The organism is Prevotella sp. P3-92, from assembly GCF_002251205.1.
Classification (GTDB): domain Bacteria; phylum Bacteroidota; class Bacteroidia; order Bacteroidales; family Bacteroidaceae; genus Prevotella.
Genome location: NZ_NPJE01000070.1, coordinates 78,400 through 95,602, shown reverse-complemented (window position 1 = coordinate 95,602; position 17,203 = coordinate 78,400). Strand labels below are relative to the sequence as shown.

The following is a 17,203-nucleotide window of genomic DNA, read 5'->3' as shown; positions in this document are numbered from 1 at the left end:
TTTGAGTTTAATTATCAATGTTAATTATGTTATTTAATCTCTTCGTATACTTTTCGTGCAGCCTTAGCCTCCTCGCTGTCTCCAGCCTTGTCAAGATAAGGCTTTGCACCCTCGGCATCACCTGCGTTAAGACGTGTGCAAGCTGCATTAAGGTTGGCTGTTGGATCGTCAGGATACATACGTACCGCTATCTCCATTATCTCGCCAAACTCCTTTGAGCCAGGCTCGTAGGTTTGTGCCACCATATACATCTCGTTTTGCGATAGCAATTGTGGTCGGGTCTTTACCAAAGCCTTGGCCTCCTCAACATTGAATGGGCGCACCTTATATTTAATATGGTAGTCGGAGTGGCGCAGGGCTGGATAGCATACAGCCAGAAGGAATTTGTACTCGTCTGCAAATGCAGCCTTAATCTTAGCCTCGCGTTCGTCTTCCTTTAGCGATGTGTCGTTGGCAAGGTCAAGTATCTGCTGCTTGTGCTCGATGTTGCTCTCGGCTACAAACTTGCGCAGACCGTCCCAGTCTTCTGCCGTGTGCGACACCGTGAAGATGCCTTCGTCGAGCTGCACCATACGCTGCACATACTGTGTAAGGGTGTGCGCACGCTCCTTGGCAAGGCGGTCGTTGTTGTCGAAGCGTCCCTCTGGCGATGCAAATCCGTGGATATTCACTGCCAACACCGTTAGGTTGTTGTCTTCCTTTAGCGTGTTGATTGTTCGTATTATACTGTCGAGCTGTTCTGGATTGCGACGGTACAGAGGGTTAAGCTCGGTGCGGTTTACTGGGAAGTCGATGTAGGCACGCTTGTCCAGCTCGCGTATCTTCTCTGCCACCACCTCTGGTCTTACAAACTTGGCAGTTGGTCGGCGATATTCCATCAGTTCGTATTGTTTGTTGGCAAGGTTGTCGCCACATCCGCAAAGGTCCTCGTTAATACGCACCTTATAGTCAACAAACTTCTTGTCGTAGGCAACAGAGCGCAGATAGGCTATCTGCTGCGGTTTGCCGTTGGTGCGTTTCACGATGTAGGCATCAGCACCATAATTGTTGTGGCGGTTGCGCTGCTGCATAATGTGCTGTCGGTTGCCGTTAACCACAATCTTAGGCATAGCCACATCGCCATCGGCAGTTGTTATGGATGGAGAAAGAACAAACTGGTTGTTGGTGTGCATCTGCAGCTGGTCGAGGTTGAGGGTCATCGACAACGTAAGCTGCTTGTCGATATGGCTCACCCTTACATTCTCCACCTTTATGCTGCTGTTGGCTATGGATACACCCTTGCACTCTTGCCCTCGGCATGGACTGACGGCAAGTGTTAGAAATGTCAATATGTAAAGAAAGTTCTGTTTCATATCGTTTTTCAGCTTTGTTCTATAATACATATATCAGCGATAGTGCTGCCTTGGTAGGTCCAAAGTAGTTGGTGTGGCTGCTCTTAAGTTTTCTGCCACATGTGCCACATTTATATTTGTCGTACTTTATAAAGTCGTAGCCTATACCAAGTGATGTCTCAAGATTCCAATGTCTTGACAATGGCCATTGGTATCCGCCGCTTACGCCTCCGCCAATGAACCATCCCTCATAGCGGTGATTCTTCTGTGTGGACAGCAATCCAAAGGGAAAGTCTACCCCACTAACGTTAAACTCACCTCCCATGAGATGAGCTCCAACAAACCAACCGTTGAAACTCTGGCAGAACCAGTATCTATACTCGGGCGTAAACGACCAATGACGCAATGTAGAATGGTCGCCTCCCGACTGTTTCCAAGGGTTTAGTCCGAAAAACATTTGTGCTGTATGATTCTTGTCTATCGAAACCTCGGCTCCGATATTAGGTGTGGTAGTAGCCCAGTAAAGGAAGTTTGTCTTTACGGCTAAATTCTGAGCGGACAGTTGCGAGCTTGTCATTGACAATATGACAACAATGAATAATGCCAACTTTTTCATAAATATACATATTCAGGATATGAGTGTCTATGCCTCTATTTTTGTGTTTGTTGGGGTATACTTCAATCCTTAGTTGTTTTGTTTTATCTGTTGTTGTGTTTGGGGTGGTTATTTGTATTTTGTTATTTTATGTCTGAAGTGTGTTATTTATTTTATATTTTGAAGTGTGTTGTTTATTTTATATTTTGTTGTTAAATAAGTTATTATTAAAACTTGTGGCAAAGTTACAAATAATTGTGCAAACAGAAAAGAGTTAGGTCTGTAATTTTATGTTATTTTTCATCTGCCATCTGCCACCTTAAGGCAAATATCGCTGTAACACGATGAATGTCTGTGGGTTATAGGGTGGCAGATAGGGTGGCAGATAAACGAAAAACTTTGTTGTCGTGTAATGAGCTACGAGGAGCGTCGCCGCCTCGGCGACGAATTAGAAAAGGTTCATCCAGAATATGGAGTGACAGAAGTGTAAATTGCAGTTTATCAGGGAGGTTGGCGTGCTAATGTTCGTGTAATGAACGTATAATATATGGTTCGTATAATGGATGTATAATTTTACTTGTAGATATTTGCTTGGAGTTCCCTTGCTTATAGTTCCGTGGATAAAAAAAATTTCGTGTGCGACATAAAAATCACGACATTCATATATCTCAACACTACAAACGGTATATAAGGTAAGATATACATACATTTGACCGCAAATTTCATCCAACACCCAGCCATTTTTCGTTCGCTTCTCGATCACTTCTCGTTCGTCCCTCGTTCGTCTCTCGTTGTGCTTTCGTTCGTTATTCGTTAGCCGATCGAGGACATAACGAATAACGAACGAGAAAACAGCGAAAAAACAACGAAATGACGACGAGAAGACGACGAGAGCCAATCGAAACGGCGACGAGAGGCAAACAAAGCAATCTGCCAACTACAACCTCCAACCATTATGCCTGTTTTCAGCCATTTACAAGGCGCGTGCTGCAAATCAACCCACTGGATGGTACACCGCAAACAAAGACAAAGCAAATGGCTGTAATGACCTCTTTTTACCAATACAAAGTCTGAAACTACTCGCGCGCGTACCTTTTAATATCCGACAAAACCTTTCAAACCCCATCACATGTTGTCACCCCTGAACTGGAACACAACCGGACCATTTTCTCCATGCCACAACATCCAATCCAAACCTTCTGATATGCGCCACAAAGCAATATAACCAATTATATATCAAACACATACAGCACCAAACCACAGCCAACCAACAAGAAGATGATACAAAACCGCAGCAACAAAATTTGATTTACAGCCACAACAGAACAAAAACAACACAAACATTTACAACTCATTCGATTATCCTATCATAAAAGCACATAACCTTTTTTCTGCGAGTTAGAAACAGAAATAATCAATAGCAAAGGGCTGGACTCATTTGTGAGAGTCCAGCCCTTTTGCTATGGCTTGGAATGTTGTCCTAGGCGGATTCGAACCACCACAAACAGAACCAAAACCTGTTGTGCTACCATTACACCATAGGACATACATACCCGTTAGCGGCTGCAAAGGTACGCAAAATTTGGCGTTCCACCAAATTTTTCCTTCAAAAAATATTATTTTACTACCAACAGATAGTAGTTCTTCTTACCTTTCTGTGCCAAAAGATACTTTCCATCGATGAGATCTTCGGCTGTAATAGGACGATTCTGGTCGGTCAGCTTCTCCTTGTTGAGACTTACACCGCCTCCCTGAACCATTTTGCGCATCTCGCCCTTTGAAGGGAATACAGGTGCTGCAGCGGTAAAGAGTTCGATGGCAGGCTGCCCCAACTGGTCTTTGCCAATCTCAAACTGAGGAACTCCGTCGAATACATCGAGGAAGGTTTGTTCGTCGAGACGCTCCAGGCTCTCCTTGGTAGATTTACCGAAAAGGATAGACGAAGCCTCGATAGCGGTGTCAAGCGCCTCCTGCGAGTGAACCATGACAGTAACTTCCTCTGCCAAACGCTTCTGAAGAATACGGCGACCGGGGTCCTGTTTGTGTTCTTCGACCAGTGCATCGATCACCTCCTTCTCCAGTGAAGTGAAGATTTTGATATAGCGTTCCGCATCATCATCGCTCACATTGAGCCAGAACTGATAGAACTTATAAGGTGTGGTGCGCTTAGGATCGAGCCAGATGTTACCACTCTCGGTCTTACCAAACTTCTTACCGTCGCTCTTGGTGATGAGTGGGCAAGTGAGTGCAAAGGTCTCCACATCGTTGCCAAGGGTACGGCGGATGAGCTCGGTACCTGTGGTCATGTTGCCCCATTGGTCGTTACCACCCAACTGAAGTTTCACACCTTTGTGCTGATAGAGGTAGAGGAAGTCGTAGCCCTGAAGCAACTGATAGGTGAATTCGGTGAATGACAGTCCGTCGCGTGCAGTTCCATTGAGACGTTGCTGCACACTTTCCTTAGCCATCATATAGTTAACGGTAATGTGCTTTCCCACCTCTCTTGCGAAATCGAGGAAGGTGAAGTCCTTCATCCAATCGTAGTTGTTGACCATCTCGGCGGCATTTGCTTCTTTAGAATCGAAGTCGAGAAACTTAGCCACCTGTGCTTTGATGCACTCCTGATTGTGATAGAGTGTCTCATTGTTCAGCAGATTGCGCTCCTGACTCTTACCTGAAGGGTCGCCAATCATACCGGTAGCTCCACCCACCAGGATGAATGGTTTGTGGCCGCAACGCTGCAAATGGCGCAACATCATGATACCACAGAGGTGACCGATGTGTAACGAATCGGCAGTAGGGTCAGTACCCAAGTATGCCGAAACCATTTCTTTCTGGAGCAGTTCTTCTGTGCCAGGCATCATCTGTGCCAGCATTCCGCGCCAGCGAAGTTCTTCTACAAAGTTCTTCATATACTATATTGTTTTTAGATTTCCTGTATGTTGTTTCAAGTTGTGGGCATGGTTCACGGCACGGGGTCATAACCCGAACCGCCCCATGGATTGCATCTGAGGATGCGCCAAATGGCAAGTGCAAGTCCTTTGACAGGGCCATGCTTGATGAGTGCCTGACGTGCATATTCGCTGCAAGTGGGTGTGAATCGGCATGACGGCGGTGTATATGGTGTGATAGCCACCTGATAGAAACGGATGGGTAGCAGCAACAACCACACCAATATGCGCGATATAATCTTTATCAGACGACGTACCCACTGCATCATCATAATTTCTCTGCTATGCGGTTCAACAGTTTGTTTATCTTCTCTGCCACCACCTCAGAAGGGAAGAGTTCGTCGGCAAGCCATACAAATCCCACCATCAGTGCACGCCCCGACTGCTGTTCTACAGCCTCAACAATAATTTGCTTATTGAGTCGGTATGCTTCGCGCAACTGTCGTTTGACGCGATTACGCTTGACGGCCCGTTTGAAATGGCGTTTAGATACGCTCATCAGTACCTTGACAGGCGGTTCGCCCTCGTGGCGTTCAGTCTCTCTCCAGACTGCCCTGATAGGGAATGAAGCCACAGAGCGGCTGCCTGCCCTGTCGAAGAGTTGTTCTGTGAGTCGCAATCCACACAACCGCTCTTGCTTGTTGAGCGTATGGGTAGCCATGGTGATATCTGTCTATACCTTATTTATATATAGAGGCTCGGTCATCCACTAACGGATAAGACCTCGCCATTGGGATAGCGCAATGTTGCGCAGTTAGCCTTTGTGCTCTTCCAGATAGTGTTGAAGTGCACCAGTCATTGAGGGATATTGCTTTGAAGGAGCTTCCAAGTCGATGCGCAATCCAGCATCCTGAGCAGCCTTGGCTGTAGCAGGACCGAAGGTTGCGATAGCCACTTTTCCCTGATCGAAGCTGGGAAAATTCTTGGTGAGTGACTCAATTCCCGAAGGACTGAAGAACACCAACATATCGTAATCGAAGTCTTTTGCTTCCTGTTCGGTAAAGTCGTTGCTCACGGTGCGATACATCACGCACTCGCGATGCTGCAGTTTTTTCGACTCCAGCAACTTAGCTACCGATCCACTGTTTACATCACTCATTGGTACAAGATATTTCTCTGTCTTGTGCTTAACCATTGTAGGCAGCAAATCGTCAATCTTTCCAGTATTTCCGAAGAACACTTTGCGCTTGCGATACTGCACGTATTTCTGTATATACAGCGATATTGTCTCTGTCACACAGAAATATTTCATATCTTCAGGAATGGTGATACGCATCTGCTTTGCCAGCGTGAAGAAATTGTCGATGGCGTGACGTGAAGTGAAAACAATTGCCGTAAAATCGAGAATGTTTATTTTCTGCGCACGAAACTCTTTAGGTTCCAGTCCTTCAACCTTGATGAAAGGACGGAATACAAACTCTACGTTATATTTTTCCGCAATATCAAAATATGGCGATTTTTCACTTATTGGTTTCGGTTGCGAAATGAGAATCTTCTTGATCATCGGTGTCCTAAAAATTTATTTGCAGATAATTTCCTATGAATACCGCTATACTCCAAAAAACAAGCAACGGTACTATTTCAAGGGTGCAAAAGTACAAAAAAAATTGCAAATTAACGAGTTTTCTATTGAAAAAGATGGTCAGACACTTACTGAGCGACATGATTTTAACCAAAATGGCCACGACAGCAACGCACGTAATGCTGGTTTCCGGACTTAGACCGAAATAGGCATGCAGCAACACGACAGGGAACAAAAGCACTCCTTCTACCGATAAAAGAAACAAGGAGGACTTTATCCATTGTTCATTTTTTTTCTTTCCAAAGAACACCAGATTGACCCACGTACTAAGGAGGAGCTTACCTGTGAAATATGCCACTGTCAATCCAAAGAAGATGGCTATGAGTTGGTAGTTGGACTGAAGTGTGAAGGTGGTGCCGATAAAGTTTAGCGTATAGAAATAGCACACCAGTGCCACTAACAGGCTGGTGACTAATCCTAAGAAAAACTGGAAGCGCATCTCACTACTTGTCTCCTTCACCTCGGTGATTCCTTCTGCAGGTCGATAGAAGAACGCTTTGAATTGGCGAGCCACGAAACGACGGGCATGGGAGAATGCCACAACGGCAGCCAGGAAACATACCACCAGCATAGAGGTGATGAGGTCATCGTTATGGATGCTGTAGGGCACGGGTGAACCGGCAATACCGATACGTCCACCGGAGAGTTCGGGGTGGAACATGGCATTGTGGGAGAAGAATCCTTCGCGATAATACTGCGGGAGTTCTGCCTTCAACAGATCGTGACCCGCATCATGTCCCGGCAGATGCAGGGTGTCGGGGCGCGTACTCCATCGGATGGGTGCCGGCTTGAAATGGGCTTGAATGGCAGAGTCCTGCTGAGCAGGCGTAGCATTGCGAGGCAACCATCTGAGCACCTGAGCCGGTGTCAGTTGGCGCACGGGTGCAGCACCAGTTGCCAACGCAGTGTCGGCATGTGCCGTATGTTGACTATGCGCAATGCTGTCTGCCTGTTGCACGGAATAGAATTAAAGTGCGAATTCGCGTTTGATATCCTCTACCCGATCGAGCTTTTCCCAAGTGAAGAGCTCTACGTCGATGGTTTTTGTCTCATGATAACGACTGGTAAAGGTTTTCTTCACCACTTCGGGATGACGTCCCATGTGACCATAGGCTGCGGTCTCCAGATACATGGGCTGGCGCAACTTCAACTGGCGCTCGATGGCTTTTGGACGCAGGTCAAACAGTTTCTCGATGCGCTGTGCTATCTCGCTGTCGGTCATATTCACACGTGAACGACCGTAAGTATTGACGTAGATATTCATCGGACGTGCCACACCGATGGCATAGCTCACCTGTACCAACATCTCGTCGGCTACTCCGGCAGCCACCATGTTCTTAGCGATATGGCGTGCGGCATAGGCAGCAGAACGATCGACCTTAGAAGAGTCTTTACCAGAGAAAGCACCGCCACCGTGTGCACCCTTACCTCCGTAAGTATCTACAATGATCTTACGACCGGTAAGTCCGGTATCTCCATGAGGACCACCGATAACAAACTTACCCGTTGGGTTGACGTAGTACTTGATCTGATCGTCGAAGAGCTTGAGCACCTTCTCGCTCTTGATCTGTGCTTTAACGCGTGGTATGAGGATGTTGAGCACATCAGCCTTGATTGTGGCAAGCATGCGCTCGTCGTCATCGTCAAACTCATCGTGCTGGGTTGAAACGACGATGGTATCGATGCGTTCGGGTGTTCCGTCGTCGCTATACTGTACGGTCACCTGACTCTTAGAGTCGGGGCGGAGATAAGTCATCTCCTTTCCTTCGCGACGAATATCAGCCAAAGTGCTTACGATAAGATGTGAGAGGTCGAGCGAAACAGGCATGTAGTTCTCTGTTTCGTTAGTTGCATAGCCAAACATCATGCCTTGGTCGCCGGCGCCTTGGTCTTCGTCATCCTCACGGTCAACACCACGGTTGATGTCGTCGCTCTGTTCGTGGATGGCGGTAAGCACGCCGCAGGAGTCTCCGTCAAACTGATATTCGGCCTTGGTATAGCCGATTTTCTTGATGGTATTGCGGGCAATGGTCTGCAAGTCAATATATTCACTGCTTCTAACCTCACCCATGATAACCACCTGTCCGGTAGTTACAAAGGTTTCGCAAGCCACACGAGCATGCTCGTCGTAAGCCAGAAACTGGTCGAGTATGGCGTCACTGATTTGGTCAGCCACCTTATCGGGATGGCCTTCAGATACTGATTCTGATGAGAAAAGGTATGACATGTTTATCTTCTTATATTTTTGTTTTCGGCTGCAAAGTTACGCAGATTTCGGGATATGACAAAATAAAACGGCGGTGTTCTGCAAGCATTTATACCTATTTAACCTCGTTTTTGACGTTACGCGGATGATGTTCCAATATCTGCTGGCGTAGCGTACTCATATCCACATGGGTATAAATCTCGGTGGTGGCTATGGATTCGTGGCCCATCATCATTTGTATGGCACGCAAATCGGCACCTCCTTCCAGCAATGCCGTAGCAAACGAATGTCGAAGGGTATGGGGAGAGATGGTTTTCTGAATACCGGCAGCCACAGCCTGGCGCTTGATCATGATGAGTATCATGGTTCGGGTGAGATGCGCCCCACGTCGGTTGAGGAACACATAATCTTCCTCGCCGGGCTTGATATTCATCTGCCGACGGTCGGCAAACCAAAATTCAATTTCGTCGAGGGCTTTCTGCGAGATGGGTACGAGACGCTCTTTAGATCCTTTGCCCACCACTCTGATGTAGCGCTCTTGTATGAAGAGGTTGCTGAGCTTGAGTGTGACGAGTTCGCTGACACGCAGTCCGCAGGAAAAGAGCGTTTCGATAATCGCCCTATTGCGCTGCCCTTCCCATTTGGTGAGGTCTATGCTTGCCTTGAGCATATCCACCTCACGGGTGGAGAGTACCTCTGGCAGATGAGTGCCGAGCACCGGACTCTCCAACAGTTCCGACGGATCGTCGTCACGCCAACCGTCGGTCTGCATGAACCGAAAGAAGGATCGCACCCCACAGAGTATGCGACACTGGGAGCGTGGCCCGATGCCGATATCGTGGAGTGTCGCAGCGAAATGTTGCAGGTCGGGCAACTGCACGTCAAACACATCTTTGTTTTCATCGCGCAGATAGCCCAACAACTTCTGCAAATCGCGCTCATAGGCATCGAGCGTATTGTCGGAAAGTCCGCGTTGCAACCTCAGGAAACGCAAGTATGGACGTACGTAGTCTTTGCTATTTTTCTTCATATTCATTCACAAAATTACTGCAAAACGCGCAAAAAACAAAATATATATGCTTTTCTTTTTGTTATTCCGCTTTTAATCGTACCTTTGCAAACACATTTAGCAATTTAGATTTTTATTTTTATGGCTGAAGAATTAGAAATCAAGGAGCTCGACCAGGTAGTCGTACGCTTCTCGGGTGATTCCGGTGACGGTATGCAGTTGGCCGGAAACATCTTTTCTACGGTGAGCGCCACCGTAGGTAATGGTATTTCCACTTTCCCAGATTATCCGGCAGATATCCGTGCCCCACAAGGCTCGCTGACCGGTGTCAGCGGATTCCAGGTTCACATCGGTGCTGGCAAGGTCTATACCCCTGGTGATCAGTGTGACGTGCTTGTAGCCATGAACGCTGCAGCACTGAAGACACAGCTGAAGTATGCCAAGCCCCAAGCCACCATCATCATCGACACCGATTCATTCGGTCCAAAGGACTTGGAGAAAGCACAGTTTGCCACTCCCGACTATCTCGGCGAACTCCATGTAGATCCCGATCGTGTCATCCAGTGCCCGCTCACCACTATGGTGAAAGCGTGTCTGGCAGAAAGTGGCATGGACAACAAAGCCATTCTGAAGTGTCGCAACATGTTTGCGCTGGGTTTGGTTTGCTGGCTCTTCAACCGCGACTTGAACCTCGTTGCCAATTTCTTGCGTGAGAAATTCGCCAAGAAACCTGCCATTGCCGAGAACAACATCAAGGTGGTGCAGGCTGGTTACGACTACGGTCACAATACCCATTCATCCGTACCGGCTACCTATCGCATCGAATCGAAGACCAAGGTGCCCGGACGCTATATGGATATCACGGGTAACAAGGCTACTGCCTACGGTCTTATTGCAGCTGCCGAAAAGGCAGGTCTGCATCTCTTCTTAGGCAGCTACCCCATCACTCCAGCCACAGATATTCTTCACGAACTGTCGAAACACAAGTCATGCGGTGTCATCACCGTACAGTGTGAAGACGAAATCAGCGGATGCGCTTCAGCCATCGGTGCTTCGTTTGCCGGAGCATTGGCTGCTACCAGCACCTCCGGACCTGGTGTATGTCTGAAGAGCGAAGCGATGAACTTGGCAGTGATCGACGAGTTGCCACTGGTTATCATCGATGTACAGCGTGGCGGTCCTTCTACAGGTCTGCCCACCAAGAGTGAGCAAACCGACTTGCTGCAAGCTCTCTTCGGCAGAAACGGTGAGAGTCCAATGCCCGTTATTGCCGCACTGAGCCCCACAGACTGCTTTGACGCCGCCTACGAGGCAGCAAAGATAGCGCTCGAACATCTGACTCCCGTCATCCTGCTCACCGATGCTTTCATCGCCAACGGATCTGCTGCTTGGAAGTTGCCAACCATGGAGGGGCTCCAAGCCATTAAGCCTCACTACGTAACTCCTGAGATGAAGGGCCACTATACCCCATACTTCCGCGACGAAGAAACAAAGGTTCGCTACTGGGCAATCCCCGGACAGGAGGGCTACACCCATATCCTTGGCGGACTGGAGAAGGACGGTAATACCGGTGCCATCTCTACAGATCCTGAAAACCATGACCACATGTGTCGTCTGCGTGCCGAGAAGGTGGCTAAAATCCCCGTTCCCGACTTGCAGGTACTGGGCGACAAAGACGATGCCGATCTGCTCATCGTAGGTTTCGGATCTACTTACGGTCACCTTGTAAGTGCGATGCAGGAACTGCAAGCCAAAGGCTACAAAGTGGCACAAGCCCAGTTCAAATATGTCAACCCACTGCCTAAGAACACGGCAGAGGTACTCTCGAAATATAAGAAAGTGGTCATTGCCGAGCAGAACCTCGGCCAGTTGGCTACTTGGCTGCGTGCCAATGTAGATGGCTTAGTGCCCTACCAGTTCAATCAGGTAAAGGGACAGCCATTTGTAGTGGCAGAGTTGGTAAAGGCATTTGAGGACATTTTAAAGAAGTAAAGCGTTATGAGTGAATATACATTCCAAGACTATAAGAAGGGACAGCCACGTTGGTGTCCGGGTTGCGGCGACCATTTCTTCCTGGCGTCGCTCCATAAAGCCATGGCAGAAGTGGGTGTTGCACCCCACAACATGGCAGTCATATCGGGTATCGGTTGCTCCAGCCGTCTGCCCTATTACGTAAACACCTATGCCATGCAGACCATCCACGGTCGTGCTGCAGCTATTGCTACTGGTGCGAAAGTGGCTAACCCAGACCTCTGCATCTGGCAGGTCAGTGGCGACGGTGACGGTCTTGCCATCGGCGGTAACCACTTCATTCATGCCATGCGTCGTAACATCGACCTCAACATGATTCTGCTCAACAACCGCATCTACGGTTTGACAAAAGGTCAGTACTCGCCCACCTCACCCCGTGGCTTCGTTTCTAAGTCGAGCCCCTATGGCACGGTAGAGGATCCATTCCGCCCCGCTGAACTCTGTTTCGGTGCTCGCGGTCACTTCTTTGCCCGTAGCGTTGCCACTGATGCTGCCGAGACTCAGGACATCCTGAAGGCTGCTTACCAGCACAAGGGTGCTGCCGTTTGCGAGATTCTGCAAAACTGCGTTATCTTCAACGACGGTTGCCACGAGTCGGTATATACCAAGGAAGGCCGCAAGAAGAACGCTATTTATGTGCGCCACGGCGAGAAACTCGTGTTCGGTGAGAACAACGAATTTGGTCTGGTGCAGGAAGGTTTCGGCCTGAAGGTCGTGAAAATCGGCGAAAACGGCTATACTCTCGATGATGTATTGGTACACGATGCCCATTGTGAGGACAACACCCTGCAGTTGAAGTTGGCTATGATGTCCAACGAAAACGGCTTCCCCATCGCCCTCGGTGTTATCCGCGACGTTGACGCACCTACTTACGACGAGTCGGTACACGTACAGCTCGATGAGGTATCGAAGCAGAAGAAGTATCACAACTTTGCCGAACTGCTCGAAACCAACGACATCTGGGAAGTGAAATAAAACGCACTGACACCCTATAACCATCAACGATATGGGGCTGCAACAGCATTCGTGCCTGTTGCAGCCCTTGTTGTTGGACTGCATCCTCCCACCAACTACCGTAAGCACGGCATTTCCCGTGCTCTCCTATGGTGCATCGGTTTTCATCGTCTCTCCACAATCTTCTGCCTCCACATAACACAACAAGGCATAAAACAACCGTTTCCAAGTCATCTTTCAAAAGCCACATAATCTACTAATCACCACCGCTTTGCAACACTACAAAAGGCACATTCCTCAGCAAATCAATTTGAATTGCTCAGCAAATCAATTTGAATTGGTCAGCAAATCAATTTGAATTGGTCAGCAAATCAATTTGAATTGCCATCAAACATAAGTGACATGGGCAGGTAATGATGCCACCACACAGCAGCAATGTATAGGACAAAAACACGTCATGCCCTATTCCTTGCTTGACAGCACAACCTCTTCATGCAGAAAAAGTATTACCAAAACGCTTTATCTTGACATTTTTTAACCAGCATTTTCCAATAATTCCCCTGTTAACTTGAATTCACACCGACATATGACCACCATAATTGCGCCATCTGTTATACTATTTGTGCAAAATTGATAATTATTCCGTTTTTTGTTTGGCAATTAGCCGATTTATTGATAAATTTGCACTAAAATAGAAATAAACGAAGAACTATGTCTTTAAAATGTGGTATAGTGGGACTTCCAAATGTGGGTAAGTCCACGCTTTTCAACTGCCTGTCAAGTGCAAAAGCTCAGGCTGCCAATTTTCCATTCTGCACGATAGAACCCAACGTCGGAGTAATCACAGTACCCGACGAGCGACTCACCAAACTTGCTGAGATAGTACACCCAGGACGCATCGTACCCGCTACTTGTGAAATAGTGGATATTGCAGGACTGGTAAAAGGAGCATCCAAGGGAGAAGGACTCGGTAATAAATTTCTGGGCAACATCCGCGAGACTGATGCCATCATCCACGTGCTCCGCTGCTTTGAAGATGATAACATCACCCACGTAGATGGCACCATCGACCCCATCCGCGACAAAGAAATCATCGACACCGAACTGCAGTTGAAAGACCTGGAGACCATCGAGAGCCGTTTGGCAAAAACCGAAAAGGCTGCCGCTGCAGGCAATAAAGATGCAAAAATAGAGGTGGCTGTGCTCAAAGCCTATAAGGAAGTGCTCGACCAAGGAAAGAACGCACGCATCGTAGAGTTTGAGAGCAAAGACGAACAAGACTGCGCGCGCAACCTCTTCCTGCTGACTGCAAAGCCCGTGCTCTATGTGTGCAACGTCAGCGAATCGGATGCCAAAGAGGGCAACGACTACACCCGACGTGTTGAAGCACTGGCACAGGAGGAAGGTGCCGAAGCCATGGTGATAGCCGCCAAGACCGAGGAAGACATTGCCGAACTGGAATCATACGAGGACAAACAGATGTTCTTGGAAGAACTCGGACTGGAAGAGAGCGGTGTGAACCGACTCATCAAGAAAGCCTACTCCCTGTTGAACCTCGAAACATTCATCACCGCCGGAGAAATGGAAGTCAAGGCATGGACCTACCACAAAGGATGGAAAGCACCACAATGTGCCGGAGTTATCCATACTGACTTTGAGAAAGGATTCATCCGTGCAGAGGTCATCAAATACGACGACTATATCCAGTATGGATCGGAAGCCGCTGTACGCGAAGCCGGAAAAATGGGCATTGAAGGCAAGGAATACATCGTGCAGGATGGTGACATCATGCACTTCCGCTTCAACGTATAAGCCATGGCGCCCCTTTCCATGAAAGGTGGCGCAACGGACACTCACTCATTGATCACTTAAATTCATCTACGAGACATGCTTAACCTTATCAACTTCATTGTCTGGAACCCCAGCATCTCATTCGGACCATTCCGCTGGTATTCCCTATGCTGGCTTCTCGGACTGGCGCTGGCCTATTTCACCGTGCGCCGCCTCTATCGCGAACAGCACATCAAAGACGAGTATTTTGATCCGCTATTCTTTTACTGCTTCGTGGGAATACTTGTCGGAGCACGTCTCGGTCACTGCATCTTCTATCAACCCGACTATTTCCTCACCAGCGGAAAGGGATTCGTAGAGATGTTGCTGCCCATCCATTTCATGGCAGATGGTGGATGGAAGTTCACGGGCTACGAAGGTCTCGCCTCCCACGGAGGTACCCTCGGACTGATGATAGCCCTCTGGCTCTATGTGAAGCGCACCAAACTCAGCATCTGGACCGTACTCGACAATATCGCAATAGCTACGGGTGTGACCGCCTGCTTTATCCGACTCGGCAACTTGATGAACTCCGAAATCATCGGAAAGGTTACCGATGTGCCCTGGGCATTCATCTTTGAGCGTGTCGATTCAGCACCACGCCACCCTGGACAACTCTATGAAGCGATTGCCTACGCCATTCTCTTTGCCATCATGTGGGCACTCCATAAGCGCATGACAAACCGCATCGGAACCGGTTGGTTCTTTGGATTCTGTCTGACATACATATTCACTTTCCGTTTCTTCATAGAATACACGAAAGAAGTGCAAGAGGCTTTCGAAGCTTCGCTACCGCTCGACATGGGACAAATCCTGTCCATCCCCTTCATTATCATCGGCATCTGCTGCATGTTCAGAAAACCTAAAAAGGAATAGCCACTATGCGAAACCTGCTCCTTCTCATCATCCTGTCACTGTGTGGAAGTATCACTACACAAGCGTCACGCCATTCGCAAGATACTGCCTATGTAAAAATGACACTCCACTACTTTGACCTCTACCAAAAAGGCAAAGACGAGAAGGCGTATTACAATGCGGCAAAGCAGATGAAAGACTATCTGCTGGACCACAATGATAAGGAGCTATATTATACCATTCGCAGTCAGGAAGTGATTTTCGATGCCAATCTGGGCAAGACCTACAGAGCCTTGCAGAAGGTGAACACCATTCTGAAAGACATCGAACAGGAGAAAAACAAAGACTCCTATGTACAACTCATCGACTACACGCTCGGCAGCATTTACCACCTGAGAGGCAACTACCGACTGGCAGAATACTACTATAAGAAAGCCAATGAGAAATGCGCACCAACGGATTCACCGTCGCGCATGGACATCTATTCGCAGATGGCAGAACTAAAACTCGTTGGTTCGCCTAAAGAAGCAGACCAGTGGATAGAGAAACTGGGCGATCTCACCCGTGCCAGCCATAATCCAGAATACCACAAAGCCTATCTCATGCTAAAAGGAAAACTATACTTCTATCATAAAGACAGATGGAGCTTTGATAAAATCTATCGGGATTTCTTCAGTATTCAAAGAAAACATCCCGAATTTGACAACGGCGGTGTGGCACTCATGAAAGCCATGGATCTGGCTTTCTCAGGCGACTATCAATCAGCATTGCAGTTGATCAATGCCGAAAACAACGAGATTGAAGCAATCGACAAACCGGGATTGCGCATCCAAATCTACAAGATGATGGATCGCTATGACCTTGCCCTTGATGAATTTCGCAAGATTAAAATGCGTCGCGACTCGCTGGATACCGACATGCTCTTCGACAGTATGAGCGAAATAGATACGCAGATGTCGATCTATAATCGTACCAAACACATGGCAGACAAGAACCGCAAGATGTTGATAGCATCGCTCTTTACCATCTGCGTCATGCTCACTCTGGCACTCATATCCATCATCTACCACCATCTGATGCGCCGCCGCTATCAGAAAACCATCGAGCAAAAGAACCGTGAACTCAGTGTGGCACTGGAGCAAGCCACGGAGTCGGACCGTATGAAGACAGCATTTATCGAACATGTCAGCCATGAGATACGCACACCACTCAATATCATTACAGGATATGTGCAACTCATCGGCAATCCAGAATACGAAATATCGCCCGAAGAACATACGGAGATGGTGAACAGCATCAATGAGAATAGCAACATGATCACCACCATATTCAACGAATTGCTCGATATTGCACAATACAGCAGCAATAAAAAGTTTGTTTGTGAGGATATGGTAAACGTTGGAAGTTTCTTAAAAACCATCATCGGAGATGCTGAAGAAAAGAACAAGGGACGACTGCAACTGATTGCCGAGAACACCGAGCCAGACGACTTCACCATCAAGACCAATAAGATTGCACTGTGTCGTGTGCTCTCACAACTGATGGACAATGCCATCAAATTTACGAAGAGTGGATCGGTAACACTCGGTTTCCATGCCGACAAAGCGTCGAAGACCTTACAGTTTACCGTTACCGATACAGGTATCGGCATACCGTTGGCTCATCAAGAAAAGGTGTTCGAAAGATTCTACAAAGTAGATCTGTTCAAACAGGGATTCGGTCTCGGACTCCCCATTTGCCGCAAAGTCAGCGAACTGCTTGGTGGTACTATTGTGGTTGACAAAGACTACGTTGGCGGTGCACGCTTCATCCTTACACTGCCCATGCTGTAAGGATGAAACGCCACGGCTATGTTTTCA

The 17,203-nt window shown here is 47.8% G+C and carries 14 protein-coding genes and 1 tRNA gene; 5 read left to right on the top strand and 10 right to left on the bottom strand.

Annotated elements, in window-relative coordinates; translation table 11 throughout:
• Positions 1 to 29: 29 nt before the first annotated feature.
• The 10 genes from CIK93_RS12945 to CIK93_RS12900 form a co-directional block, all read right to left on the bottom strand.
• Complete coding sequence (locus tag CIK93_RS12945) at positions 30 to 1,352, bottom strand: DUF3868 domain-containing protein (protein WP_158215525.1); 1,323 nt, start codon at positions 1,350 to 1,352, stop codon at positions 30 to 32.
• 19 nt (positions 1,353 to 1,371) lie between these two features.
• Positions 1,372 to 1,947, bottom strand: coding sequence for a DUF3575 domain-containing protein (locus CIK93_RS12940; RefSeq protein WP_094390240.1), 576 nt, complete (start codon positions 1,945 to 1,947; stop codon positions 1,372 to 1,374).
• Positions 1,948 to 3,401: 1,454 nt separating this feature from the next.
• A tRNA-Gln gene (locus CIK93_RS12935) sits at positions 3,402 to 3,472 on the bottom strand.
• A 70-nt stretch (positions 3,473 to 3,542) separates the two neighbouring features.
• A complete protein-coding gene (gene tyrS / locus CIK93_RS12930) occupies positions 3,543 to 4,838 on the bottom strand; it encodes a tyrosine--tRNA ligase (protein WP_094447586.1) in 1,296 nt (431 codons plus the stop codon).
• A gap of 53 nt (positions 4,839 to 4,891) precedes the next feature.
• Entirely contained in the window at positions 4,892 to 5,143 is a 252-nt protein-coding gene (gene yidD / locus CIK93_RS12925) for a membrane protein insertion efficiency factor YidD (RefSeq protein WP_094391030.1), read from the bottom strand.
• A gap of 2 nt (positions 5,144 to 5,145) precedes the next feature.
• On the bottom strand, positions 5,146 to 5,538 hold the full coding sequence (locus CIK93_RS12920; RefSeq protein ID WP_094390947.1) for a ribonuclease P protein component: 393 nt from the start codon (positions 5,536 to 5,538) through the stop codon (positions 5,146 to 5,148).
• A 93-nt stretch (positions 5,539 to 5,631) separates the two neighbouring features.
• The gene (locus CIK93_RS12915; RefSeq protein WP_094447585.1) at positions 5,632 to 6,381 is read right to left on the bottom strand and encodes a uroporphyrinogen-III synthase; all 750 of its coding nucleotides are present in this window, start codon (positions 6,379 to 6,381) and stop codon (positions 5,632 to 5,634) included.
• 7 nt (positions 6,382 to 6,388) lie between these two features.
• Complete coding sequence (locus tag CIK93_RS12910; RefSeq protein ID WP_094447584.1) at positions 6,389 to 7,417, bottom strand: DUF4271 domain-containing protein; 1,029 nt, start codon at positions 7,415 to 7,417, stop codon at positions 6,389 to 6,391.
• Between the two features lie 9 nt (positions 7,418 to 7,426).
• Positions 7,427 to 8,686, bottom strand: coding sequence for a methionine adenosyltransferase (gene metK, locus CIK93_RS12905; protein WP_094447583.1), 1,260 nt, complete (start codon positions 8,684 to 8,686; stop codon positions 7,427 to 7,429).
• A 94-nt stretch (positions 8,687 to 8,780) separates the two neighbouring features.
• Entirely contained in the window at positions 8,781 to 9,701 is a 921-nt protein-coding gene (locus tag CIK93_RS12900) for a site-specific tyrosine recombinase (RefSeq protein WP_094434997.1), read from the bottom strand.
• A 114-nt stretch (positions 9,702 to 9,815) separates the two neighbouring features.
• On the opposite strand from CIK93_RS12900, the gene CIK93_RS12895 reads away from it, so the two are divergent.
• From CIK93_RS12895 to CIK93_RS12875, 5 genes are all read left to right on the top strand, one after another.
• A complete protein-coding gene (locus CIK93_RS12895) occupies positions 9,816 to 11,666 on the top strand; it encodes a 2-oxoacid:acceptor oxidoreductase subunit alpha (RefSeq protein ID WP_094447582.1) in 1,851 nt (616 codons plus the stop codon).
• A gap of 6 nt (positions 11,667 to 11,672) precedes the next feature.
• On the top strand, positions 11,673 to 12,680 hold the full coding sequence (locus CIK93_RS12890; RefSeq protein ID WP_094390953.1) for a 2-oxoacid:ferredoxin oxidoreductase subunit beta: 1,008 nt from the start codon (positions 11,673 to 11,675) through the stop codon (positions 12,678 to 12,680).
• A gap of 690 nt (positions 12,681 to 13,370) precedes the next feature.
• Entirely contained in the window at positions 13,371 to 14,471 is a 1,101-nt protein-coding gene (ychF, locus tag CIK93_RS12885) for a redox-regulated ATPase YchF (protein WP_094390954.1), read from the top strand.
• Positions 14,472 to 14,546: 75 nt separating this feature from the next.
• Positions 14,547 to 15,365 (top strand): prolipoprotein diacylglyceryl transferase, encoded by an 819-nt coding sequence (lgt, locus tag CIK93_RS12880; protein WP_094390955.1) that lies wholly within the window; start codon positions 14,547 to 14,549, stop codon positions 15,363 to 15,365.
• 5 nt (positions 15,366 to 15,370) lie between these two features.
• Complete coding sequence (locus CIK93_RS12875; RefSeq protein ID WP_094447581.1) at positions 15,371 to 17,176, top strand: HAMP domain-containing sensor histidine kinase; 1,806 nt, start codon at positions 15,371 to 15,373, stop codon at positions 17,174 to 17,176.
• Positions 17,177 to 17,203 lie beyond the last annotated feature (27 nt).